Source organism: Sphingobacterium bovisgrunnientis (genome assembly GCF_009829085.1).
Classification (GTDB): domain Bacteria; phylum Bacteroidota; class Bacteroidia; order Sphingobacteriales; family Sphingobacteriaceae; genus Sphingobacterium; species Sphingobacterium bovisgrunnientis.
Window position 1 is genome coordinate 1 of sequence record NZ_WUQY01000012.1, and the last position, 25,967, is coordinate 25,967.

Annotated in this window: 27 protein-coding genes; 8 read left to right on the forward strand and 19 right to left on the reverse strand. The window is 37.5% G+C overall.

Annotated elements, in window-relative coordinates; all coding sequences use genetic code 11:
- Positions 1-72: 72 nt before the first annotated feature.
- The 5 genes from GOQ16_RS07555 (at position 73) to GOQ16_RS17605 (ending at position 2,972) form a co-directional block, all read left to right on the forward strand.
- Complete coding sequence (locus GOQ16_RS07555) at positions 73-495, forward strand: hypothetical protein (protein ID WP_160068735.1); 423 nt, start codon at positions 73-75, stop codon at positions 493-495.
- 120 nt (positions 496-615) lie between these two features.
- Entirely contained in the window at positions 616-990 is a 375-nt protein-coding gene (locus GOQ16_RS07560; protein ID WP_160068736.1) for a hypothetical protein, read from the forward strand.
- Positions 991-1,033: 43 nt separating this feature from the next.
- Positions 1,034-1,597 (forward strand): hypothetical protein, encoded by a 564-nt coding sequence (locus GOQ16_RS07565; protein WP_160068737.1) that lies wholly within the window; start codon positions 1,034-1,036, stop codon positions 1,595-1,597.
- A gap of 61 nt (positions 1,598-1,658) precedes the next feature.
- On the forward strand, positions 1,659-2,735 hold the full coding sequence (locus tag GOQ16_RS07570) for an IS1380 family transposase (RefSeq protein ID WP_204987448.1): 1,077 nt from the start codon (positions 1,659-1,661) through the stop codon (positions 2,733-2,735).
- 27 nt (positions 2,736-2,762) lie between these two features.
- Positions 2,763-2,972, forward strand: a complete 210-nt coding sequence (locus GOQ16_RS17605) for a hypothetical protein (RefSeq protein WP_204987449.1) — start codon at positions 2,763-2,765, stop codon at positions 2,970-2,972.
- Positions 2,973-3,171: 199 nt separating this feature from the next.
- On the opposite strand, the gene gyrB is transcribed toward GOQ16_RS17605, so the two are convergent.
- Entirely contained in the window at positions 3,172-5,130 is a 1,959-nt protein-coding gene (gene gyrB / locus GOQ16_RS07575) for a DNA topoisomerase (ATP-hydrolyzing) subunit B (RefSeq protein WP_160068738.1), read from the reverse strand.
- Positions 5,131-5,310: 180 nt separating this feature from the next.
- On the opposite strand from gyrB, the gene GOQ16_RS07580 reads away from it, so the two are divergent.
- Together GOQ16_RS07580 and GOQ16_RS07585 are read left to right on the forward strand one after the other, a co-directional pair.
- Positions 5,311-5,934 (forward strand): OmpH/Skp family outer membrane protein, encoded by a 624-nt coding sequence (locus GOQ16_RS07580; RefSeq protein WP_160068739.1) that lies wholly within the window; start codon positions 5,311-5,313, stop codon positions 5,932-5,934.
- 91 nt (positions 5,935-6,025) lie between these two features.
- Positions 6,026-6,931, forward strand: a complete 906-nt coding sequence (locus tag GOQ16_RS07585) for a magnesium transporter CorA family protein (protein WP_160068740.1) — start codon at positions 6,026-6,028, stop codon at positions 6,929-6,931.
- Here GOQ16_RS07585 and tsaB read toward each other — a convergent pair.
- From tsaB to mscL, 5 genes are all read right to left on the reverse strand, one after another.
- Complete coding sequence (tsaB, locus tag GOQ16_RS07590) at positions 6,926-7,618, reverse strand: tRNA (adenosine(37)-N6)-threonylcarbamoyltransferase complex dimerization subunit type 1 TsaB (protein WP_160068741.1); 693 nt, start codon at positions 7,616-7,618, stop codon at positions 6,926-6,928. The two genes, GOQ16_RS07585 and tsaB, sit on opposite strands and share 6 nt — an antisense overlap.
- 15 nt (positions 7,619-7,633) lie before the next feature.
- Complete coding sequence (gene yidD / locus GOQ16_RS07595) at positions 7,634-7,885, reverse strand: membrane protein insertion efficiency factor YidD (RefSeq protein ID WP_160068742.1); 252 nt, start codon at positions 7,883-7,885, stop codon at positions 7,634-7,636.
- Positions 7,869-8,258 carry a ribonuclease P protein component gene (gene rnpA / locus GOQ16_RS07600; protein WP_223225200.1) on the reverse strand — a complete coding sequence of 130 codons (390 nt, stop codon included), beginning with the start codon at positions 8,256-8,258 and terminating at the stop codon, positions 7,869-7,871. Before rnpA ends, yidD begins: the two co-directional genes overlap by 17 nt.
- Before the next feature lie 60 nt (positions 8,259-8,318).
- Positions 8,319-8,477 (reverse strand): 50S ribosomal protein L34, encoded by a 159-nt coding sequence (rpmH, locus tag GOQ16_RS07605; protein ID WP_003002285.1) that lies wholly within the window; start codon positions 8,475-8,477, stop codon positions 8,319-8,321.
- A 157-nt stretch (positions 8,478-8,634) separates the two neighbouring features.
- Positions 8,635-9,054 (reverse strand): large-conductance mechanosensitive channel protein MscL, encoded by a 420-nt coding sequence (gene mscL, locus GOQ16_RS07610; protein WP_160068743.1) that lies wholly within the window; start codon positions 9,052-9,054, stop codon positions 8,635-8,637.
- 169 nt (positions 9,055-9,223) lie between these two features.
- Here mscL and GOQ16_RS07615 point away from each other — a divergent pair, with 169 nt between their 5' ends.
- Positions 9,224-9,868 carry a response regulator transcription factor gene (locus GOQ16_RS07615; RefSeq protein ID WP_160068744.1) on the forward strand — a complete coding sequence of 215 codons (645 nt, stop codon included), beginning with the start codon at positions 9,224-9,226 and terminating at the stop codon, positions 9,866-9,868.
- A gap of 77 nt (positions 9,869-9,945) precedes the next feature.
- On the opposite strand, the gene ftsZ is transcribed toward GOQ16_RS07615, so the two are convergent.
- From ftsZ to mraZ, 13 genes are all read right to left on the reverse strand, one after another.
- A complete protein-coding gene (ftsZ, locus tag GOQ16_RS07620) occupies positions 9,946-11,646 on the reverse strand; it encodes a cell division protein FtsZ (RefSeq protein ID WP_160068745.1) in 1,701 nt (566 codons plus the stop codon).
- Positions 11,647-11,786: 140 nt separating this feature from the next.
- Positions 11,787-13,154, reverse strand: coding sequence for a cell division protein FtsA (gene ftsA, locus GOQ16_RS07625; RefSeq protein ID WP_149914061.1), 1,368 nt, complete (start codon positions 13,152-13,154; stop codon positions 11,787-11,789).
- A gap of 12 nt (positions 13,155-13,166) precedes the next feature.
- Entirely contained in the window at positions 13,167-13,985 is an 819-nt protein-coding gene (locus GOQ16_RS07630; protein ID WP_240140979.1) for a POTRA-like domain-containing protein, read from the reverse strand.
- A 2-nt stretch (positions 13,986-13,987) separates the two neighbouring features.
- Positions 13,988-15,340, reverse strand: a complete 1,353-nt coding sequence (murC, locus tag GOQ16_RS07635; protein ID WP_160068816.1) for a UDP-N-acetylmuramate--L-alanine ligase — start codon at positions 15,338-15,340, stop codon at positions 13,988-13,990.
- 7 nt (positions 15,341-15,347) lie between these two features.
- Positions 15,348-16,442 carry an undecaprenyldiphospho-muramoylpentapeptide beta-N-acetylglucosaminyltransferase gene (gene murG / locus GOQ16_RS07640; protein WP_160068746.1) on the reverse strand — a complete coding sequence of 365 codons (1,095 nt, stop codon included), beginning with the start codon at positions 16,440-16,442 and terminating at the stop codon, positions 15,348-15,350.
- A 10-nt stretch (positions 16,443-16,452) separates the two neighbouring features.
- Positions 16,453-17,667 carry an FtsW/RodA/SpoVE family cell cycle protein gene (locus GOQ16_RS07645; RefSeq protein WP_160068747.1) on the reverse strand — a complete coding sequence of 405 codons (1,215 nt, stop codon included), beginning with the start codon at positions 17,665-17,667 and terminating at the stop codon, positions 16,453-16,455.
- 8 nt (positions 17,668-17,675) lie between these two features.
- Positions 17,676-19,049: a UDP-N-acetylmuramoyl-L-alanine--D-glutamate ligase gene (murD, locus tag GOQ16_RS07650; RefSeq protein ID WP_160068748.1), complete on the reverse strand. Its 1,374-nt coding sequence runs from the start codon at positions 19,047-19,049 to the stop codon at positions 17,676-17,678.
- A 1-nt stretch (position 19,050) separates the two neighbouring features.
- Positions 19,051-20,295, reverse strand: coding sequence for a phospho-N-acetylmuramoyl-pentapeptide-transferase (gene mraY, locus GOQ16_RS07655; RefSeq protein WP_160068749.1), 1,245 nt, complete (start codon positions 20,293-20,295; stop codon positions 19,051-19,053).
- An 8-nt stretch (positions 20,296-20,303) separates the two neighbouring features.
- Positions 20,304-21,758, reverse strand: a complete 1,455-nt coding sequence (locus tag GOQ16_RS07660; protein WP_160068750.1) for a UDP-N-acetylmuramoyl-L-alanyl-D-glutamate--2,6-diaminopimelate ligase — start codon at positions 21,756-21,758, stop codon at positions 20,304-20,306.
- Position 21,759: 1 nt separating this feature from the next.
- Positions 21,760-23,874: a PASTA domain-containing penicillin-binding protein gene (locus GOQ16_RS07665; protein ID WP_160068751.1), complete on the reverse strand. Its 2,115-nt coding sequence runs from the start codon at positions 23,872-23,874 to the stop codon at positions 21,760-21,762.
- 16 nt (positions 23,875-23,890) lie between these two features.
- Entirely contained in the window at positions 23,891-24,301 is a 411-nt protein-coding gene (locus tag GOQ16_RS07670) for an FtsL-like putative cell division protein (protein WP_149914069.1), read from the reverse strand.
- Positions 24,302-24,312: 11 nt separating this feature from the next.
- The gene (gene rsmH / locus GOQ16_RS07675) at positions 24,313-25,230 is read right to left on the reverse strand and encodes a 16S rRNA (cytosine(1402)-N(4))-methyltransferase RsmH (RefSeq protein WP_160068752.1); all 918 of its coding nucleotides are present in this window, start codon (positions 25,228-25,230) and stop codon (positions 24,313-24,315) included.
- Positions 25,223-25,696 (reverse strand): division/cell wall cluster transcriptional repressor MraZ, encoded by a 474-nt coding sequence (mraZ, locus tag GOQ16_RS07680; RefSeq protein ID WP_160068753.1) that lies wholly within the window; start codon positions 25,694-25,696, stop codon positions 25,223-25,225. The genes rsmH and mraZ overlap by 8 nt, the downstream gene beginning before the upstream one ends.
- Positions 25,697-25,967 lie beyond the last annotated feature (271 nt).

Genomic DNA, 25,967 nt, shown 5'->3' on the forward strand with positions numbered 1-25,967 from the left:
TTTCACAAAAAGCTTTCCTAATTAATAGAAGAGGGCAGATTTTTTTACACCCTAAATTTATTTAGGACAGCTGTGATATTAATATTATTTAGTATTACTTACTTAACTCTATCATGTAGTAAGCAAACAAATGAAGAAAATACTACATCAATTGATATACCAGATGGCTATGTAGCGCTTAACATTGAAATGGATGGAATACAAATTCAAGAAGAAAAGCTTGCAGACATTAAAAAGCCAACAGTAAAGATTAATGAATCTGTTGCGGGATTGTCAAACATTTCCAATACACCAAATAGTGGTTTTAATTGTACTGTTTCTTTAGAACCTGTATCAAACGAAAGTAACAATGTCAAATCATCATTGAAGGAAAAAGGTAAGCTTGCTGAATTAAAAACAAAAGAAGTCGAATTAAATACGCACTATAGAGTATATGCATACGATAAAGCTACTGGTGCATTGGCCACTTCGAAAAGCTACATTCGCGGTCAATAAAGTCAGACAGGCCCCTTATTAGTTTTTGGTGGAAAAGAATACACGATTGTTGCCTACTCTATAGACTCCCAAACACAGTATCCTGCTGAAATTGAAAATGCATCTAATATTAACACTGCAGTGATTACTAATCAGCAAGTATCTTTTATGTTTCAAAAGCAAGATGTCACAGTAGCTCATAATAGTAATACAACGATTAAAATAAAATTCAAACATCAATTTGCTCAGATTACTACCATTATAAAATTGGATAATAGCACTTCTGTCTATACACAAATCAGAGGTGTTGGAGGTGCATCATATTTTAAACCAAGTTATTCAAAAACGAAATTTAAAGTTAGTAATAGTACGATTACTGCCGCAGCAACAGATGAGAACTTATTAGGGTCCCCTGTTGTTTTTCCCTTTATACCTTTCAGTGATTTAACTGTAAAAAGCACTACCTCTATAAATCCGACAATATTAAATACCCCATCAACCATCTACCGAGGGTGAATTTACAATTGAAGCTTTAACTATCGGAGATGTATCAAGACGTGTGGATATTGAGAATTTAAACCTTACACCAGGTGTTAAATACAATTTAGTACTCACGTTTAATGTACCTGAAACAACATTGATTGGCGCCAATCCACATTTCCATTTCGTTGATACAGTAACAACAGATGTCCCATTTACTCATACGGTAGAATTTGAAAACCCTACTTTTGGAGCGCAAATCGATATTTGGTATTTAGATAACTCGTTTAATTTAAATATTAATGGACAAAATTTATTTAGTAGAGAACTTAACTTTGAAGGATTCCCATTCCATGATGTTTATTTTAGTGATTTGACATATTATGGAAGTGCGGATATTCCTAGCAGCAGACCAGGAATACCTGTAATTTATCATATTAACCACGGCTCCGCAAGTAGTCCCCGTCAAGAAATTCCTGTAGTTAGATTAACATTTGATCAAAATGGTAATGTAAGATTATTTGGCAGAAAACGTATGTCTGAGAATTTGAGAGAACTGTTTATAAGACCTAATGTAACGATTAACCCATTAGCTAGATTAATACCTAATGGCAAAAATACTTTAACCCAGATTACGCAATAGAAAAAAATAGTTAATTTAGAGATTTAAAATCCAACTGCGTAGCAGTAGAAAAAAGTGCGCTATGAAATTCGAGTTATCATTTACTAATCAAGAGATTACACCCTGGGGCGGAATGGTTTTTTTGAAGCAAATGTTAGACAAAATTGGCTTTCGGGAGGAGATAGAAAACTGTACTTCTTTACCTGTATCCCAATCCAATAATGCCTACAAAAAGGAAGTTCTTCTGGAGTCCTTTATTACAAGTATTTGGTGTGGAGCAAACCGTTTTCTGCATACGGAGATTACACGTTCAGACAGGGCTCTTGGTCAAATTTTCGATTGGAAAAAAACACCCGGTCAAGATGCGTATAAACGTTATTTCGGCAAGTTCACACAAAAGACGAATCAAGAGGTAGGTCATCATTTTTTTAGTTGGTTTTTTCAAAATATTAATATCAACTATTTCACTTTGGACATTGATTCCTCAGTTGTTACCCGCTATGGCGCACAAGATGGAGCCAAGAAAGGGTATAATCCGAAGAAAAAGGGAAGAAACAGCCTCCATCCCATTATAGCTTTCGTAAATGAGGTAAAAATGGTTGCTAACTTTTGGCTCAGGAGCGGAAACACGAGTTCAGCGAATAATTTTATTGGCTTTTTAGAAGAAACTTTATCGGTTTTTGGTACTAAAAAAGTGGGTATGGTTCGATTAGACAGTGGCTTTTGTCAAAAAGATATTTTTGAACATTTGGAACACAAAGCGCTGAAATATATTGTTGCTGCAAAGTTTACCCACCCTGTACAGCATTTAATCAACAAGCAAGACACCTGGTTGATGGTGGATGAGGGAATTGAGATCTGCGAGAAGCACTATCAGGGGAAAACCTGGGACAAGCAACGCAGACTAGTAATCGTCCGACAGAAGATAGCCAATAGACCCAATGCAACGGGCAGAACCTTAAGTTTATTTCCCGACGATGAAATCCACAGAAATTATCGCTATTCTGCATACTTTACCAATAATGAATTTGCTGCAACTGATGTATGGCGGATGTATCGCCAACGTGGGGATGCGGAGAACAGAATCAAAGAATTGAAGGCTGATTTTGGAGCAGAAAGCTTTAACCTGAAAGGATTTTATGCAACAGAAGCTGCATGAATATTCTCCATGATAGCCTATAATCTAATGTCGATATTCAGAATATTCGTCTTGCAGGAAAAAACGCAAAAAACATTATCAACACTACGTTATAGAACTTTTGCAATTGGAGCTTACTTTGAAAAGGTAGGTGATACACTCAAGCTCAAAATTGCACTAACAAAAAAACGTAGAAAATGGTTCAGGGGACTTTGGGATTACCCGATAGATCTTCAAATGAAAATATCTACTGCGTAATCTGGGTTAAATGTTTGCGCATTCAATTGCATACAAAAAGCAGGAAAAATAGTATTCGTGTGATCATACCGAGGAAATTGGCTACCTAAATTTAACAAACAAAACCTTGATAAGGAAAAACAATTAACACAAAAGAAATTGCGTGGAGGTAAAAAAGACCGATAATCTCTTATCGGTCTTAATATCCTGTTTATATTGCTTAGACGTCAATCTTGGCATATTTTGCATTTTTCTCAATAAACTCACGACGTGGAGCTACCTCATCGCCCATCAACATGGAGAATACGCGGTCACATTCCGCTGCATTTTCTATCGTTACTTGTCTTAAAGTGCGGTGCTCTGGATTCATTGTAGTATCCCACAATTGATCTGCATTCATCTCACCAAGACCTTTGTAACGTTGTACGTTCACAGAATCTTCTTTACCAGCACCTTTCAAACGTTGAATTGCTGCTAAACGCTGATCTTCAGTCCATGCATATTCGAAATCCTTGCCCTTTTTCACTAAGTAAAGAGGAGGAGTTGCAATATAGATATATCCTCTTTCGATTAATTCGCGCATGTAGCGGAAATAGAATGTCAATATTAATGTAGCAATGTGACTACCATCGACATCAGCATCCGTCATGATTATAATTTTATGGTAACGAAGTTTAGCCGTATTCAACGCTTTAGGATCTTCATCTGTACCTACAGAAACCCCCAAAGCGGTAAACATATTTTTGATCTCTTCGTTCTCATAGATTTTATGCTCCATCGCTTTCTCTACGTTCAAGATCTTACCACGTAATGGCATAATTGCTTGATAATTACGATCACGCCCTTGTTTTGCAGTACCACCCGCTGAATCTCCCTCGACAAAGAATATTTCACATAAAGCAGGATCGTTGCTCGCACAGTCAGCCAATTTACCAGGCAAACCCGAACCGCTCATCACTGTTTTACGCTGTACAAGCTCACGCGCTTTACGCGCTGCTGCTCTCGCTTGCGCTGCAATGATTACTTTTTGTACGATGGTTTTAGCTTCTCTTGGATTTTCTTCTAGATATTGACCTAGAATCTCACCCACAGCAACATCTACCGCACCCGAAACCTCCGTGTTACCTAACTTCGTTTTCGTCTGACCTTCGAATTGAGGTTCCGCAACTTTTACAGAAATAACAGCAGTTAATCCCTCACGGAAATCATCACCCGTAACTTCTACCTTAGAATTCTTAAGCAATCCTGACTCATCGGCGTATTTTTTCAAAATACGAGTCAATCCTCTACGGAAACCAGCTACGTGTGTACCCCCCTCGATTGTATTGATATTATTCACATAAGAATGCACATTCTCTGAATACGTATCATTGTATTGGAAAGACAATTCTACAGGAATACCTTGTTTGATACCTTCCAAATAAATAGGATTTGGAATCAAAGCCGAACGTGTACCATCTAAGAATTTGACAAACTCTTGAAGTCCACCTTCTGACAAGAAAACATCCTTTTTATCTGTACCATCTTCATTTTGCTCACGCTTGTCAATCAATGTAAGCGTGATTCCCTTATTTAAGAAAGACAATTCGCGAAGACGATTCGCTAATGTATCGTAATTGTATATTGTAGTCTGTGTAAAAATTTCTGGATCTGGCTTGAACGTAACGATAGTTCCATTTTTATCTGAAACACCGACTTCCTTCACCTCGTACATCGGTTTACCACGTTCGTATTCTTGATTGAATATTTTGCCTTCGCGGTGTACTTCAGCTTTCAAATGTGTAGATAAAGCATTCACACAAGATACACCAACACCGTGCAAACCACCGGAAACCTTATATGTATCTTTGTCAAACTTACCACCTGCGTGAAGAATCGTCATAACCAACTCCAAGGCTGATTTATTTTCCTTTTTGTTGATTCCTGTCGGGATACCACGACCATTATCAGCTACGGAAATAGAATTATCCTCATGTATAGTAACAAGTATATCATCACAATATCCAGCAACAGCCTCATCAATAGAGTTGTCCACTACCTCATACACCAAGTGATGTAGACCTTTAGGTCCAGTATCACCGATATACATTGAAGGGCGCTTACGTACCGCTTCTAAACCCTCTAAAACCTGAATATTATCCGCTGAATACGCTGTAGGATTGTTTTTTTCTTCGCTCATGAATTAAAAAAAATCTGATTAAATTAACATTCAAAGTTAATAAAAATTAAGGACTTAAACAACAGATTCACGAGGTAAAAACCATGGAAAATGACGATAATAATTCGAAAAAAATAACAAAAAATGGAATTTTAATTTTTTTATAGTAGGTTTGTTCTTTAAACTGAAAATAGACAACAAATGAATAAATTTTTATCAAACTTATCTAAAGTTACTTTGGGAATCGCAATCGTAGCAGGTGCTGCTTCTTGTGGTCAAAACACATCAAATACATCTTCTGCAAAAAATGATAGTACATCATCAAATACTGGTGAAACAAAAGTAGCTGATAAAATAGTTTATGTAAATGCAGATACTTTATCTGCTCAATACGAATACTTCAAAGACGCGAAAGCGAAACTAGAAGGTAAAGCTAAAAAAGCACAAGAAAACTTACAATCAAAAGGTCAAGCTTTCCAAAGAGAATTGGCTGAAGCAGAGCAAAAAGCGGCTACAATGAGTGCCTCTGAGCGTCAAGCAACTGAAGAAAGATTAGCGCGTAAACAACAAGAATTAGCACAATTGAACCAAAATGCATCATCATCATTGGCTCAAGACGAGCAATCAGAAATGACTGCTGTTTACAATTCTATCACGGAGTACTTAACAAAGCATGCAAAAGAAAATGGTTACCAATATGTTTTAACGTATTCTAAAACTAACCCTGCTGTAATCTATGCAGATGAAAAATTAGACATTACGAAAGAAGTTGTTGCAGCTTTGAACAAAGAATATACAAGCAAAAAAGGCGCTGAGAAGAAATAGTCTTTCTTTACAGCCTATAAAAAACAAAAAGGGATTTAATCTTGCAGATTAAATCCCTTTTTGTTTTAAATTTAAAGTATAAACGACGCTTATGATTGTTCATATTCTAACACCAGAGAATCATCCCTTTGAATGGATTGACATCACCAACCCAACATTGGAAGATTTCAAAGAATTGAAAGAAAAATTCAACCTTCGAGACGAGTCCATAAGAGATTGTCTGGAAGTAGGGCACTTGCCCAAAATTGAAGAATTTGACAATTATCATTTTTTAATTATTCGTTCTACACGTTCGAAACTCGAAGAAGATTCAGATTCATTGACAGAAATAACCGATAGAATTTCGATTTTTTATGGGAACAATTTTGTCATTACTACGCATCGTAATAACATAACATTTCTTGAAAACATCAAAAAACTTGACTCAAAAAGTCGCGTACTTGCATCCAGTAAATCTTTGGTCAATACTTTACTTTCAGAAGCCTTAAAATCATTTGAAACATTGGTATTGGGTGATATGTCGACTAAATTAGATGAATACGAAGAGATCGTTTTCTTGCATCAAAAACGCAAGCCATTCTTAAAGAAATTATATTATATCAAACGCCAAATTGATGTAATCCGGTCAATCTTAGTGTTATATAAAGATATTGTGGATTATTTTCACTTGCCAGAATATAAAAACGTATATACACAAGATTTGAGGGATTTGTTTTCTAGAACCAGCACCTTATATCGTAATACTTCAGAGAATACAGCACAGCTCCTCTCTATTTATTTCAATATTGAATCCAATCATACCAACGAGATTATGCGAATTTTAACTATAATCTCCGTATTTTTTATGCCCTTAACGTTTATAGTTGGAGTTTATGGTATGAACTTCGATAATATGCCTGAGCTACATTGGAAATATGGCTATCCCATTGTACTTGGGGCTATGTTGGTATTGAGTCTAATTATTTACCTCTGGTTCAAAAGAAAGAAATGGTTATAATTTAATTGTTTTCGGTGTCGTAGCAATAAATTCTTTCAAATAATAAGGTTCGAAATAGATAAGATCTTCAAAATCTTGTTTGTTGAATTTCTCGAAAGCTAATTTCGCTAAATATTCAGAAGAATGTTTATAACTGCTATCAATGGTAATATTAGATGATTCCTCAAAAGTAGCTTTTAATTTTTCTGCGCCCGAACCAAATAAACAAATTTGCTTATCAGCGTAAGCTGAAAATGTTTCCGAATCAATAATCACAGCTTCGGTTTCTTTCAGTATATTTCCTTGTGCATCCAGAGTCATCATATACACTTCCATACGACGCGCATCCAACATCGGGATATACAGGTCAAACTTATCTAGCGGCTGCGAAGTATAACCCATATACATGCTTTCTAAAGTATTCACAGCTAACAATGGAATATCCAATGCATAACACAACCCCTTGGCTGTAGAAACTCCAATACGCAGACCTGTGTAAGATCCAGGACCTTTACTTACCGCTATTGCGGAAAGGTCTTGGTAAGTCAGATTTGTGTTTTGCAACAATTGGTCAATAAAAACAGTCAATTTTGAAGCATGCAAATTTGGTTCTGCTGCATCAACCTTATCTATAATCTGACCATTAAGACTGAGCGAAACAGAACAAACTTCAGTCGCCGTATCAATTTGCAAAATATATGTACTCATCTTCAACCAATAATATTAAGGAATAGGATCGTGTCCATGACCGCCCCAAGGATTGCATCTTGCGATACGTTTTACTGTTAGCCAACCACCTTTAAAAGGACCATACTTCAATATCGCTTCTTTGCCGAATTGTGAGCAAGTAGGTGTATACCTACAATTGGCACCCAGCAAAGGCGAAATGAAAAGCTGATATATTTTTATGAGAAATAAAAATAGGTGCTTCAAACACCATAATATCAAATTCCAAATGTTAAGCAGAAATTGCATCGACCAACTGTTTAAGTGTTTTGTTCATCTTAGTAAACAACAACTCAAAACCCAACTCTTCCTTGCCCACATATTGAATTGCCATATCCAAATTTAACGAGAGTTTATTTACTTCTTCGTACAGTAACTCATTTTTTTGTAAACGATACACTTCGCGTATTAATCGCTTAATACGATTGCGGTCATGTGCATGCTTAAATCTACGCTTCGAAACAGATAAAATTACCTGAACAGGATATAGGTTCTCTTGAGCTGGACTAACTAAATAAACAACTCGAAAGGGGTAAACAACAAAAGAAGAACCCCTATGAAAAAGAGAATCAATTTTTCTCTTACTACACAGTCGTTCTTCTTTGGTAAATGTTTTTCTCATCAGATGACTAGTTTGGCCGGAATATAGCCACAGTAAAAGTCACTGGCGCTAAAAAAAGAATTAGCCTTTATGACGGTATTCGTCAGAAACTGTTAGACGTTTTCTACCTTTTGCTCTACGAGACGCTAATACTCTTCTACCATTAGCTGTGCTCATACGCTCTCTAAAACCGTGCTTATTTCTTCTTTTTCTTTGCGAAGGCTGAAATGTTCTTTTCATGACGCTCTATTATCTTTATTATTTTTTTCTATTAACCAAATATTACCCCCTAAGAGGAATGCAAAAGTACTGTATAATTTCAATATATACAAGTATATGAAAGAAAAAAGTTCACAATACACTTATGAACTTTCTTCCTTTTTTGGAACAGAAAAAACTATTTATTTCTCAACAAATCTCTTATTTCTGTAAGTAACACTTCTTCATTAGAAGGCCCTGCAGGCGCAGCAGCTGGTTCTTCTTCTTTTTTCTTCAAGGAATTTAAAGCTTTTATTACCACAAAAATACAGAATGCAATTATCAAGAACTGAATAACAACATTTATAAAATTGCCATAATTTAATGTTACAGCTGGAGTCAAAATAGAACCATCTGCATTCAAAACAGCCTCTTTCAACGTTAATACCTTCTCAGAGAAATCAACGCCTCCTGTAATGACACCAATAATTGGCATAATCAAATCATCCACTAAAGAAGTGACAATTTTGCCAAATGCTCCGCCGATAACAACACCGACCGCTAGGTCAATTACGTTACCACGCATAGCGAATTCCTTAAATTCTTTTATAAATCCCATAATAATTTTATTTTAATGAAACAAAAATAAGATAAAAGTTCTAATTTAGATAGCACAATTATATACATCAGATTTTTAAAATTAAAAGATTATCTTTGATAGAATAATTAGTTTAAAATAATAAAAATATTCTTATATTAATTATCGAAAAATAACACACCAAATCACCATGAATAGTATCCTTATAGCAGATGACCACAGCATTGTACGATTTGGTACTGCTGTAGCCATTAATGAAACATTCAAGGAGGCACAGATAACGCATGCATCCACTATTAAAGAGGTGTACTCTCACCTGAATTTCAAACGTTTTGATCTGCTCCTTTTGGACATTAACATGCCTGGCGGAAATAATATCAGCGTCATTAAAGAGGTATTGGATTTACAACCGGATTTAAAAATATTAGTATTTTCATCTTATGACGAAAATATTTATGCGTTACGCTACATAGAAGCGGGCGCTGCAGGGTATTTAAATAAGAATACAGCGATGGAAGAACTGAATAACGCTATCACAAGTATTCAAGAACGGGGGAAATACATGTCTCCTGCTGTAAGAGATTTATATATTCAAAAGTTGACAAGCACCAAATCAAGTATAGATAAGGTTAATCTCCTTAATAAATTGTCTAACCGTGAAATGGACGTCGCTAAGCACCTCATAGAGGGTCATGGCATCCTTGAAGTATCAAATCTATTGGATTTAAGCTCTTCAACAGTAAGCACCTACAAGAGCCGTATTTTTGAAAAATTAGGGGTAACGAATATTCCCGAGTTGATCGAACTATTTAAGTTACATGCGCAAAACACCTAGTAAATAGAATGTATTTCGCTAAGACATAAAAAAGGCTCAACAATTGTTGAGCCTTTACTATATAACTTTACTTTCTTTTAATCGACATTGTCGTGTAAGAATGAATTATTCGAACGAATCTCCGTAACACCATCATCGAATGATAACGTAAAACGTGAGACTTGTGAATCCGAAGAATGAGGCACATCGTCTAAAGATTTTTGTTTTCTCTTGTATGCAGGCTCATTTTCTAATTCTTGTAAACCGTTTGAAGATTTCAACTTCATACTCAATTCTTTCAAACGTAAGATACGCTCTTTAGTTTTTAGTAATTGATCTTCAAAATTTACTTCCTCTTCTACTTTTACAGTAGTATGTGCAATATTCGAAACATGATTAGTTTCTACAATATTATTTACTTCTTCCTCTACTTGCTCATCTACTTTTTCTTCGTAAGCATCAAAAACAGTAGGTAACTTGAATTCAAAAACAGAAGGTGAAGTTTTTAACTCAAAACCACCGTTATCCTCAACAGTTTCTTCTGCCGTAAAATCATCTTGAACGTCTAAAGTATGACGTACTACATTTGATTCTTGTTGCACCGCAATATTCGACACATTTGTTTTCAACGGATTGAAAAGATCAGCTTGAGGCGTTGTTGCAGGTTGAACTACATTAGTTGGTGTAACCACAGGAGTTACATATGCTGGAGTAGATTGCGCTACTGGTTTTTCAGCAAATTGATTTTGTGATACAGGTTTAATAAATGAGTGAACTGTATCTGGCGTTAAAGGCAAAGCAACTTTTTCGTTTTCCTTTTCTTTCATGCGCTCTTCAGCCGTTTGGAATCCTGTAGCAATAATTGTTACAGACAAATCATCTTCCAATGCCTCATCAATACAGTTACCCCAAATTAAGTCAGCTGTTAAACCTGCCTTTTCTTGGATGTAATCCGTCACAATTGCCACCTCATCCATCGTTACTTCTTTTTTACCAGAAGTAATATTCAATAAGATATAACGAGCGCCTTCGATTTCATTATCTTTCAATAATGGAGAAGCCAATGCTCCAGTTACAGCCTCAATAGCACGATTCTCTCCAGAAGCAATATGGTTACCCATAATAGCGACACCACTATCATTCATTACAGTGCGCACATCTTTAAAATCGACGTTTACATAACCTGGAATAGTAATGATTTCGGCGATACCTTTTGCAGCCGTAGTCAATATATCATCTGCTTTAGCAAAAGCAGCTGTCATTGTCAAGTTTCCGAAGATCTCACGTAATCTATCGTTAGAAATTACAAGGTAAGAATCTACATATTTACGCAATTCATTTAAGCCTTCTTCCGCTTGTGAACGACGTTTTTTACCTTCGAATGTAAAAGGAGTTGTGATTATAGCTACAGTCAAGATTCCCATTTCCTTAGCCGCTTTAGCCAAGACAGGACTTGCACCAGTACCAGTACCACCCCCCATTCCGGCAGTGATAAAAAGCATCTTAGTGTTAGTACCTAACATTCTTTTGATATCATCAATACTTTCGATAGCAGAATTTTCGCCTACATCAGGATCAGCGCCAGCACCCATACCTTCAGTTAGACTCGTTCCCAATTGTACTTTGTTAGGAATAGGACTTAATTCCAATGCTTGCGCATCTGTATTACACACTATAAAATCAACTCCGCTAATCCCTTGCTTGTACATGTGATTAACGGCATTGCCACCGCCACCACCAACACCTATAACCTTGATTATAGATGATTGTTCCTTTAACATTTCAAATTGTATCGACATAATAATATCCTATTTATAAGAGAACTGCCAAGCTTAACATTTAACCCAAACTCAACAATTCGAATGTAATAATACCAAAATCTTAACAAGAGTTTTCCACATTTGTTAAATTGTGGAAAACTCCATCCAGTGTGGAAAAGTTATTTTTTTCCGATATAAGTTTCGTCGTCTATTTCTTGATTATCCTTGATAAATTCTGAGATAATTTTAGTAAACCAACTCTCTTTTTTACTTTGCTTTTCTGCGATTTCGCCAACTTTCTCTTTGCGCGGTTTTTTAAGCTCACGCTCCTCTGAAGCCATATTTTGTTCGTCTTCGACCGTTTGAATTCCTTTGATCAACAAACCAATACTTGTTGCATACATTGGGGATTTCATTTCCTCTAATGTTTGTTTATTTAGCATGTCAGTTTTTGCCAAATATTCATTTGGATATCCAATACGACAATCGATTCCAGTGATGTATTCCACCAATTGTACCAAATGTTTCAATTGTGCACCACCACCAGTGATAACGATGCCCGCGATTAATTTATCTTCGTAACCCGAAGCTTTGATTTCATAATACACGTGCTCAATAATTTCTTCCATTCTCGCTTGAATAATATAAGCAAGATTTTTAACAGAAATCTCTTTAGAGTCACGACCACGGATACCTGGAACGCAGATAACTTCGTTTTCTTTATTTTCGTCAGCCAAAGCCGAACCGTATCTAACTTTTAATTGCTCAGCTTGATTTCGAAGGACAGCACAACCTTGACGAATATCTTCTGTTACAATATTACCACCTAAAGGAATTACAGCAGTATGACGGATAATACCTTCGTGGAAAATAGCCACATCGGTAGTACCACCACCTATATCAACAAGAACTACACCAGCCATTTTTTCTTCTTCATCCAATACAGCTTCGGATGATGCAAGAGGCTCAAGTACCAATGAAGACACTTCTAAATCAGAATTATCTACACATTTCTTGATATTTTTGATATCAGTAACACGACCTGAAATGATATGGAAATTAGCTTCCATACGACGACCAGCCATACCTATTGGTTCTTTGATACCTGGTTCATTGTCAATCGTAAACTCCTGAGGCAACACATGAATAATTTCTTCCCCTGGAGGCAAAACCAATTTGTACATATCCGAAATCAATCGTTCTACATCAAGACGGTTGATTTCATCATCATCGCTTTTGGTTAATATTCCGCGATGTTGAATACTTTTGATATGCTGACCCGCGATACCTACATTGACTACTTTAATATCTACATTGGACTGTCCCTCTGCTGAAGAAACGGCCTCACGAATACTAAATACAGTCTTTTGAATATTAGCTACCACACCACGATTCACACCGGCAGACTCTGCCTTACCCACGCCTAATAATTCAATTTTGTTTGTACCACTGCGTCGTCCTACAGTAACACAAATCTTTGTAGTACCGATATCTAAACCAACGATGATCGGATTTTCTTTTTCAATGTCTGTAATTCTTGGTTTCATATGCTGTATTTTTTAATTTTTCATGTTAATTTTCATCTGCAAGCTGTCCATGTACCACCCCTCTCTTCGCTCACAGATAATTTGACCGCCGTACTTCACATTTACTTTAGCGTACGCTTCTGATCCTACTTTTGGCAATATATTTTTGTAATACATTTCCAATCTTCTGAGTTTGTATTCCAAAGAATCCGCTGATCCAATTACCAACAATTCTTTGCCTACACGTGGAATAAGTTCAATATCATCTTGTTCATTGACATAAATCTGAACAATTTGATTTTCCCACAAATCATTTCCTTTTACGTGCTCCACAATCTGAACCAAATCCTTTACCATTTTAGTTTCAATCGGTTCCAAAGGCTTATTATAACTCTCCTTAATCTTGCCATTAGCAACCAAAACATGCGGCACGTATTTCAATGTTACAGGAATTTTATGTCCTTTAGTATCCACATAAAATTCGCGTCCATCTTTGTTTATAACACGGAGAATCACTTCTCGCTGCTGAACATTGACGTTGATTGTACCATCCATATCCGTATGAATCTCAGCATTGGACACATAAGGTAACTTCTCAATGGCACGCTCTATATCTTCATATTTTATAGTTTGCAATTCTTTACCGATTACAGCACCGAATTGATTATTTACCATCTTTGAAATATCATGTTGATCGATAAAAGTTTCCTTACCTTCTACATTTACTTTCAACGCTGTGCAAACCTGCGCGTTATCCTTATTACTAATCATTCCCATGAGCACTACCAATCCCACCAAGGCGCAAACGCCTAGGAAAGTGTAGAATACGAGTCCCCATTTGATGTTCTTCATAATTATTTCGCAATAATTGCTTTAAGTGGTTTTACCAATCTATCAATATCACCAGCTCCTACCGTCACTACAAGCTCTGGCTTCTCATTTTCAACGTACTCCAAAACTTGCTCAGGAGTTACTACACGTTTGTTTTCTAAATCAATTTTCTCTAACAACCACGAAGAAGTCACGCCTTCGATTGGCAATTCACGTGCTGGATAAATTTCCATCAGCAATAAATCATCCGCCATACCCAACACTTCTGCAAATCCTTCTACAAAATCTCGTGTACGCGAGAACAAATGCGGTTGGAAAACTACCGTAATCTTTTTCGCAGGATAAAGCTTCTTCAACGAAGAAAGAAATGCTCTTAACTCCTCTGGGTGATGTGCATAATCATCAATATATATAGCATTTTGCTGACGCACGATGTATTCAAAACGTCTTTTAGCTCCGCTGAAATTTGCTAATGCAGCAACAATTTTATCTTGATCAATTTCCAACAATAATGCAACTGTAACTGCCGCAACAGCATTTTCAATATTATGTAGCCCCGCAATACCCATCTTGATATTCGCGATACGCAAATCACCTTTTACATAATCAAAATGAAATTCACCTTCTATTACTTCAATATGCTCTGCATGTGCGTCCGCTTGCTCGTCTTTCGAATAAGAAATATCACCCGAAAACGGCAAACCCTTTTTCACAATACGATGACCACCTTCTACCACTCTATCCAAGTACATTTTGAACGAATCGATCAAATGCGATTCATCTCCGTAAATATCCAAGTGATCCGCATCCGCAGAAGTCACTACCGCGATATTAGGATGTAACGTCAAGAAAGAACGATCGTACTCATCCGCTTCTACCACCACAACATTGTTGTCACCATACAACACATTCGTATTGTAATTGGAACTAATACCGCCTAAGAAAGCTGAACAGTCATAGCCCGAATCTTTTAATATATGCGCGATCATCGTCGACGTCGTAGTTTTACCATGCGTACCTGCCACACCAATGGTGAAACGACTAGCACTAATAAATCCTAGAACTTGAGAACGTTTAAAAATTTCGAAACCTTTATCAATAAAATAGTTTTTGATTTTCAAATCCTTCGGAACAGCTGGCGTAAAAATCACCAAAGTCTCAGCTGAAGGTTGATCAAATTCAGCTGGAATTAAAGCGATATCATCTTGATAAACGACATCAATTCCTTCCTGTACAAGTGCAAGCGTCAAATCAGTTTCTGTACGGTCGTAGCCGACAACCTTACAACCCAAATGCTGGAAGTAACGCGCCAAACCACTCATACCAATTCCACCGATACCGATAAGATAAACTTGCTTTATTTGATCAATATTTATCATTTGTCTATTTTATTATTTTCAACACTTCATTAGCAATTACATCGTCCGCATCCAACAAGGCAAGCTTCTTAATGTTCTCCGCTAAGTCGTTCATTTTATGTTCATCTTGTAATAAAGCCAAAGCTTCATTCACTAATTTCTCTCTTGCTTCCACATCTCTCACCATCAAAGCAGCGTTTTTATTAACCAATGCCATTGCATTTTTAGTTTGATGATCTTCTGCAACATTTGGTGATGGAACTAAAATCACTGGCTTACCCACTACACATAATTCCGAAATCGTCCCTGCGCCAGCTCTAGCGATAATTAAATTTGCTGCGGCGTAGGCATAATCCATACGTTGTAAGAATGGCATCATTTTCACATTGTAAGGTAAATCTTGAATTTCCTTATTCAATGCTTCATGATAATAGCTTCCACATTGCCATATCACTTGTACATCAGCTTCTTTGATTTTTTCAAAAGCTTGTTTCACACAATCATTCAATGTACCAGCGCCTAGACTTCCACCCGTTACTAATATTGTTTTCTTACCAGCTTCCAGACCGAAAGAAACCAAAGCCTCTCCTTTTTTTCCTTCGATATCCACCGAAGTACGACGAATAGGATTTCCAGTCAACAAGACTTTTTCTGCAGGAAAGAATTGCTCCATTCCTTCGTAGGCTACACAAACTTTATTCGCTTTACTACCCAAACTTTTATTAGTCTTACCCGCAAAAGAGTTTTGTTCTTGAATTAATGTTGGCAAGCCCATCATGTTTGCCATCATCAACAATGGACCCGAAGCATAACCTCCCACACCGACCGCTACATCTGCTTTGAAATCCTTGATAATTCTTCTTGCTTTCAACAGACTGCTAATCATCTTGAAAGGCAAGCATATATTTTTAAGAAGTGATGAACGATTGAATCCCTGAATATCTAATCCCACAATTGTATAACCTGCCGCGGGCACTTTCTCCATCTCCATCTTGCCATTCGCTCCTACAAACAATATTTCAATATTCGGCTCTACACGACGCAATGCATTCGCAATCGCAATTGCCGGGAAAATATGTCCCCCAGTTCCACCTCCGCTTATGATTACTTTATGCGCCATATTCTCTAAACTAAACTGTTCCTACAACTACTTTTCTAGCGGTTTTTGGACCAGTAATCGTTCCTTCTTCTAATTCTTCTTTATTTTTTAATTCTTCGATACTTCTACTTACCGAAAGAATAATACCTAATGCAACACTTGTGAATAATATCGAGGTACCTCCCATACTTACCAATGGCAATGGAACACCTGTTACTGGCCCCAATCCTACTGCTACTGCCATATTTGCTAATGCCTGGATAGTCAAACTGAAGCCTAGTCCTGCGGCTAGAAAAGCACCAAAAGCACGTGGACTCATCGTCACAATACGAATCACCCGATACATCAGTGCCAAGTACAAGAACAACAATACAAAACCTCCTAACGCTCCATACTCTTCAATGATTATAGCGAAAATAAAATCCGAATATGGATGTGGTAATACGTTACGTTGAATACTATTACCAGGACCTTTTCCAAATAATCCGCCTGTCGCTATCGCTATTTTTGCATTGTTAGCTTGGAAATTTTTATCCTCTTGAAAGGGAATACTTGTATTTCTACCGTCTACTTGTTCTGTTTTGAAGAATCCTTCTATACGGCTTATATAAGTAGCACGACGAGGTCCTAATAGAATAACCAATGTCAAAAGAACGCCACCACCAAGACAAACAAGACCAATTTGTTTTATGTCAATACGACCAATTACTAACAAAAGAATACTTGTTCCAAACAACATCAGTGCTGTCGATAAATTCGCAATCGCAATTAATACAAACACCGCACATACTGTTCCCATAATTGGGATAAACGACTTTTTCAAATCCTTAATTTCATGTGCCTTACGCGACAACATGCGTGCTAAGAATGTAATCAAAGCCAACTTCGCTAAATCGGACGTCTGAAATGTTTGGTTGATAACCGGAATGGTCACCCAACGCGATGCTTCATTCACCGAACTACCGAATATCAATGTATATAGTAGTAAGGGTATGGTAATGACCATTAATATTTTCGAAATTCCAGCGTACCATCTGTAATCCAATTTGTGAGACAAATACATAAAAACTAAACCGATAGCAATAATGGAGAAGTGCTTAACCAGATACAATTCTGTTCCTTTGCCTTCTTTATAAGCCAAAGTACCCACCGAACTATACACCGCAAGCAAAGACCATCCTGATAAGATTATCACGATAATCCAAATCCATTTATCACCTTTTAGTTTTGAAAAGATTTTCTCCATAACTAGATTTACAATGCCATCACAGCTTCTTTGAATTTATCGCCTCTTTCTTCGTAATTTTTAAACCAATCAAAGCTTGCACATGCAGGAGACAATAATACTGTATCACCTTTAGATGCGATATGCGAAGCAATCATGACAGCATCTTCCATCGAAGAACTATTTACAATCACGTCCACTTCATCTTCAAAAGCATCGTGAATACGTGAAGTATCTTTACCAATACAGATTATTGCTTTTACTTTTTGCTTTACTAAATCACGAAGCATATCGTAATCATTTCCTTTATCTACACCTCCCAATAACAAGACGATGTCTGTCGAGAAACTTTCCAATGCATACCAAACAGAGTTCACATTCGTTGCTTTCGAATCATTGATGTAGTTAACTCCACCGATCAACGCTACATGCTCCAATCTATGTGAAATGTTCACATACGACCCCATGCTCTCTTTCATGCTTTGGTTGCGTAACTCTTGCACTTTAGCGATTAAGCCAGATGCCATATTATTATAGACATTGTGCTTTCCTTGTAATGATAACTCTTCAATATTCATCTCGAACTCGTCTCTATTAGGTAAGTTAATTTTCAAATTTTTATTCTCGTCCAAATACGCTCCCACGGCTACTATTTGCTCTTGTGTCATCGGCAATTGCTGTGCTGTGATTTCAAATCTTGGCAATGCTTTTACCGTTTCCTCATCATCTAAGCAATAGATGAAATAGTCTTCTGGACGTTGATTTTGAATCATTCTGAATTTTGAATTCGAATAATTCTCCATCTTATAATCATACCGATCCAAATGATCGGGTGTAATATTTAATATCACAGCAATATCTGCACGGAAATGATACATGTCATCCAACATAAAGCTGGAAATTTCCAATACATAAGTATCAAATGTTTCACGCGCAACCTGCAAAGCGAAGCTTTTACCAATATTGCCAGCCAAGCCTACATTTAAGCCTGCCTTTTGCAACATATAATGTGTTAGCAATGTCGTTGTTGATTTGCCATTTGATCCCGTAATACAAATTAATTTTGCATCCGTATACTGCGCTGCAAATTCAATTTCTGAGATTATAGGAATATTCAAAGAACGAAGCTTTTGAATCAATGGTGCTTTCTCAGGAATACCAGGACTTTTGACAACAACAGCTGCATTCAAAATCAAATCTTCCGTATGTTGTCCCGATTCGAACGCTATCCCTTCCTTGACCAAACTTGATTGGTACGAATCAGCTATCGTTCCCATATCCGACACAAAGACATCAAAACCTTTTTCCTTACCTAGAATAGCTGCTCCCACGCCACTTTCACCAGCTCCAAGTACAACTAAACGTCCCGATTGTGGATAATATGTATTGGCAATATTTCCCATATTATCTTGTTTTTAAAGTTACGATGGTCAAAATCGCTAATATCACGCCCACGATCACAAAACGTGTTACTATTTTGGCCTCATGGTAACCTTTCTTTTGGTAGTGATGATGCAATGGTGACATCAAAAATATACGTCGGCCTTCACCAAATCTTTTCTTCGTGTATTTGAAGTAAGAAACTTGCATTATGACAGATAAATTTTCAATCAAAAACACACCACATAATACAGGAATCAACAATTCTTTACGAATCAAAATCGCAAAAGCCGCTATAATACCACCGATTGCTAACGATCCTGTATCGCCCATAAACACTTGTGCTGGATACGCATTATACCACAAAAACCCTGTACACGCGCCCACAAAAGCTCCAGCAAAAATCACGAGTTCTCCCGAATTTGGTATATACATGATATTCAAGTAATCCGAGAAAATAATATTACCCGATACATAAGCCAAAATCGCCAACGTAATACCGATAATAGCTGAAGTACCAGTAGCCAGACCATCTATTCCGTCAGTAATATTTGCTCCATTTGATACTGCTGTAACAATAAATACCACAACAACCAAAAATAACCCAAACGTAGCCCAAGGACTATCGATACCAATCACTGGCAACACTTTCGAATAATCGAACTCATTATCCTTATAAAACGGAATATTGGTCATTGTAGACTTCACATTTTCCGTGTAGGTAGTTTCCCCTGTAGTAGGATTAATTACCACTTCTACTGGCGTTTCTGAAGTAGGATTAATCACCTGCTCGCGGACAACAATATCAGGATGGAAATACATGGTAATAGCGATTAAAATCCCCAAACCCACTTGCCCAATTACTTTAAAACGACCTGCTAAACCTTCCTTATTTTTCTTAAATACTTTGATGTAATCATCCAAAAAGCCAATTGCACCCATCCAAAGTGTTGTCACCACCATGATGATGATGTAAATATTATTTAGTTTGGCAAATAGCAATGTTGGAATCAAAATACCCGCGATGATAATTAAACCACCCATTGTAGGTGTACCTTGTTTCTTTTTCTCGCCATCTAAACCCAAATCACGAATAGTCTCACCTACTTGTTTTTTGTGCAACAAATTGATCAATCGACTACCAAAAACCGTCGTAATGATAAGCGACACAATAACCGCTATCGCCGTACGAAACGAAATGTATTGAAACAATCCCGATCCAGGAATCTTCCAGTTTTCTTGTAGCCAATCAAATAAATAATATAACATCGATTCTCTTATTGCTCGTTAAAGGTATTTTCTAACTCTTCTCTATCATCAAAATGATGACGTACACCGTTTATTTCTTGATATTTTTCGTGTCCCTTACCCGCCACAAGTACAATATCACCTGGATTTGCCAAATGAACTGCTGCGCGGATAGCTTCACGACGATCAGCTATGCTGAATGTATTTTTCTTTTTTTCTGGTGAAACACCTGCTTCAATTTCCTTTATGATTTGAAATGGATCTTCTGTACGTGGATTGTCCGAAGTGATAATCAACTTATCACTGTATTTTAATGCCACTTTTGCCATTTCTGGTCTCTTAGTTTTGTCACGATCTCCACCACAACCTAATACTGTAATGATTTGTTGACCTACTGTACGCAAGTCTTTAATCGTTTCTAACACATTTTCTACTGCATCTGGTGTATGCGCATAATCCACAATCCCAACTACACCATTTGTCGAACGCATGGTCTCAAATCTTCCTTCCGCTCCCGAAATTTCGCTTAGCGCCACCAAAACTTTTGAGGTTTCTTGTTCCAAAAGAATTGCAGCAGCATAGACAGCTAATAAATTGTATGCGTTGAATCCGCCAACTAACTTCACCCACAAATCATGGGAGTCAATCTGCAACAACATCCCATCAAAGTGCGATTCCAAGACTTTAGCTTTGAAATCAGCCATATTTTGCAACCCGTAGGATTTACGATGTGCAAACGTATTTTGAAGCATGATATTACCGTTTCTATCATCGACATTGGTCAATGCAAAAGCATAACCATCCAAATCATCAAAGAATTTTTTCTTCGCTTTGATGTAATTGTCAAATGTGCCATGGAAATCCAAATGATCGTGCGTAATGTTGGTGAATATTCCACCAGCGAAACGCAATCCCACAATACGTTGCTGAATCACCGCATGCGAACTCACTTCCATGAAACAATAATCACAACCATCGTCCACCATTTGGCGTAGAAGCTTATTTAAAGCCACCGGATCCGGAGTCGTATGTGTTGCTGGAATTATAGCCGAACCAATTCTATTTTCAACCGTTGAAAGCAGCCCTACATGATAGCCCAATTGATTGAATAAGTTGAATAACAATGTCGCAACAGTAGTTTTACCATTTGTACCTGTAACACCTACCAATTTTAAATCTTGGGACGGATTTCCATAAAAATTACCCGCGATAATTCCTAAAGCATACGCACTATCACTAACCTGAATGTAAGTTACTTCCTCATTAATATCTTCTGGCAATTCCTCTACTACCAAAACAGCAGCATTATTTTCTACGACTTTGGGTATATACAAATGTCCATCAGTATGCACACCTTTCACCGCAACGAAAAGAGTTCCATGCTGCGCTTGTCTGGAATCAAAAGCAATAGCCTCCACATCTACATCCAGTGAACCAAAAACCTGCAATACAGGAATAGCATGTAACAACTCTTTTAACTTCATATCAATTCAACTCTAATGAGACATTTGAACCCATTTTTAAGCGCTGCCCAGCGGCCAACGACTGTGCAATAACTTTACCCTTCCCTACTACCTTGGTCTTAAAACCCGCATTTTCCATTGTAAAAATCGCATCCACTAATCCCATTCCTTTTACATTCGGAACAATACCTTCTTTTATATTTACCTCCACAAATGGAAAACCGCGTTGTGTTACAGCCGAATCGCCTTGACTAATTGTATTCCAATTTTGAGGATTAAATCCCAATGACTCATATACTTTTGTTGACGCTTCTTTCGAACCATTCAACGTTAAAGGTGTGCGCATTCCCGCTGTATTCACACTTTTAGTAGCAAAAGTGCCATGCAAATTCAAGTCGTTTGCATAAACCATATCCGCCAATTCCTTGAAAACTGGACCAGCTACTGACCCACCATAATAACCGTTGCGTGGGTTGCGAATAACTACGATCATTGAATACCTTGGATTATCTGCCGGAAAATAACCTGCGAACGACGATTGATAACGTCTTTGCCCATAGCCACGAGAATTATCAGCCATTTGCGCAGTTCCTGTTTTACCAGCAGCTGAATACAATGGACTCGCCAATCTCTTGCCTGTTCCGTCAATCATAACCCCCTCTAGCATACCCTTCATTTTAGCTATCGCATCTGAAGAAGCCATTTGTTTGTTGATCACACGAGCTTCAAATCTTTCTACGGTATTTCCTAAATGACGAATCTCACGTACAAACAACGGAGCTATTAACTTTCCATTATTCGCTACACCATTGTATAATGTCAAAGTTTGCAATGGTGTCAACAACAATTCATATCCATAAGCCATTTGTATCAATGACAATTTACTCCAAGATCTATTTTTTGGTGTCTTTACCACTGGTTTGCCTTCTCCAGGAATTTGCAATTGCAATGGCTCATGCAAACCCCAGCTATGCAATTTTGATGTATATTGCGCTGGATTATCTCCGTAATGCGTGTTAATCAATTTCGTTATAGCCACATTCGAGGATTCCTCAAAAGCAGTTTTCACGCTGATATTAGATTTTTTAGGCGCATGCGAATCGCGAATCGTATGCGAAGGAACCTTGTACGTTCCATTTCCAATATCTATACGCGTAGCTGTATCAATATAGCCGTCATCCAAAGCAGCCAAATAGGACGCTAGCTTAAACGTCGAACCTGGATCAGCAGTTTGCGCAATAGCGTAATTAAATTTTTCCCGATATTCACCATCTTTATCCTTCGTAAAATTCGCTATCGCACGAATTTCACCAGTCTGCACTTCCATCAATATCACACATCCCTCATCAGCATTGCTGATTTTCATCTGCTTGCCCAATGCGCGTTGCGCCATATCCTGCATATTCACATCGATAGTCGAAATAATATCCGAACCATCCACAGGCGCGACTTCCAATTCTCTATTTACCGGAACCCACACACCACCTGCAATACGTTGCATCATTTGGGCACCACTTCTACCTTCGATATAATCTCCGTAAGCACCTTCTAACCCAACTCTGAATTCATCATTCTTGTAACCGATAGTACGTGCAGCAAGATTCGTAAATGGTAAAATCCTTTTATTCTGTCTTACCGCAACCAGACTACTCGAATATCTTCTTTTACCTTCACGGAAAGTCTTGAACAACGGAAAAGTCTTCAATACTTTCAAATCTTGATGTGAAACCGCACGTTTCAACAAGACATAACGTTGCTTTTTACTTCTCGCTTGCTTCAGAATAACTAAATACTGACGCGAAGATTTATCTTTAAAAAATCCAGCCAATTTAGAAGCCAAGGAATCCACCTTGTTATTAAACACGTCATTGTACTCTTCAGGAATTGACATCGCGTCAAACCTAATTTCATATTCCGGAACAGAAGTGGCTAACAAACTTCCATCCACCGAAAAAATATTTCCTCTAGCCGCCTCGACCACACGCTCTTGAATAGTTAAACTATCCGCGATAGAACGCCATTTTTCTCCATCCACATATTGCAGGTGCAAAAGCTTAGCAAAAACCGCTAAAGCTCCGAATACCATAAGCCCGAAAGCCAGGTACACACGCATTAATATGGACTTCCTTATATTCATACTAAGTATTTACTACTTATTTTTTCTCTTTTACTACCTCAAGTTTAATTGGCGGCTCCGTCCGCTCCTTCAACCCCAATGTATCAGCCCTTTTTGCGATCTCCGATTGCGTTGTTAATTTCATCAACTCCGCAGACAAAGACTTATAATCCCAACTCAATTCCTTTACCTCACGACCCAAACGATCAATTTGCCTAACTGTACGCTCCGCCAAGTGACGATTAGAAATATACAACAGCGCCAAAAAAGCTAAGAAAGCCCCAAAAGGCAAATTTCTTGTCACCAAATACGTTGACAACCTTGCTGGTGAAAACAAATCACGAAGAAAACTACGAGTCTCCTCTACTTTTTCTTCTACCGATTCCGAGATCTCCTCTTGGACATCTTCACTCAGCTCTTGGTTACGCAACGTATTTCTTCTCGACACAACCGTGATTGTTAATTAGCTATCTTTTCCGCTACGCGTAATTTTGCACTACGCGAACGATTATTTAATTGCAATTCTTCTTCAGAAGCTGTAATCGCTTTTCGTGTAATTACTCGAAAAGGCTTAATTTCATTGCCGAAAAAGTCTTTTTCCACCTCTCCTCTAAATTTTCCTTTCAGCATGAAATTTTTCACCAAACGATCTTCCAAAGAGTGATATGACATAATGACCAAACGACCATTTTCTTTCAGAACAGAGATACTTTGCATCAAAAACTCTTGCAAGGCCTCCAATTCTTTATTTACCTCAATACGCAATGCCTGAAAAACCTGAGCATGATATTTATGTTCTTTTCCTTTTGGAACCAACTTCTTAATCACCTCTTTCAATTCAGCTACCGTATTAATTTCTTTTGTCAAGCGCGCCGTAACAATTGTTTTAGCCAATGACTTGGCATTTTGAACCTCACCATACATCCCAAAGATGCGATGCAAATCTTCTTCCGAATAGGTATTCAAAACTTTGCGCGCATCCAAATCCGAAACCTGATCCATACGCATATCCAAATCCGCATCAAAGCGTATAGAGAAGCCGCGCTCTGCATCATCAAACTGATGAGAAGAAACACCCAGATCACCCAAAATACCATCCACCTCTTTCACCCCCTCAAGTCTTAGGTAGTTTTTCAGAAAACGAAAATTCTGATGAACCAACACAAATCGGTCATCAGCAATTATATTGTTTATAGCATCAGGATCCTGATCAAATGCGATCAATTTCCCCGATGGACCTAATCTTTTTAATATTTCACGCGAATGACCACCACCACCAAAAGTCACATCCACATACACACCATCTGGCTTAATATCCAAAGCTTCCATGCATTCATGAAGCATTACAGGCACGTGATACACTTGTTCATTAGACATTAAAACCTCCTTCTAAATCAAAATCTCCCATTACTGACTCCGCCAAATCTGAAAAATCCTCTTCCGAAATAGCATTCATTCGCTCCTCATGCTTAGCTTTAGACCACAATTCTACTTTACTCAAATTACACACCAGCACCAATTCTGAACCCACCTGTGCGTAATCCAACAAACTTTTAGGCAACAACACACGACCCGCAGAATCCAATGTCAATTCCGTAGCGCCGCTCGTAAACTTTCGCACGAAATCACGATTCTTCGCTTGAAATTGATTTAACCTCGACAATTGAGATAAAATTTTATTCCACTCTGTACGTGTATAAATCACCAAATTTCCATCGAAGCCACGATTCACAACAAGCCCTTCACGCTCCACATCAGGCAACTGACGTTTGAGCGCTACAGGAACCACCATTCTACCTTTGGCGTCCAGCTTGCATTCGTATTCTCCGATTAAAAAATTCATCTGTAGTCTATATCGCTAATCAAATTTAATGTAAAAGTATACACTTTCCCCCACATACTCCCACAATCCCCCACAAAAAAGTTTTCCACATCACAATTTATGTTAAAATCATTAACAAAAAACACCACCAAAAGCATCATTAAGCACTTTTTTTATTGAAAATCAACATGTTAATTTCACCAACCTATTATGTCATTTTTAAGCCACAAAACAGAAATTATTAACAGAAAAACACATTGATTTCGCATAAAAAATCAAAAAAGTGGGGCAA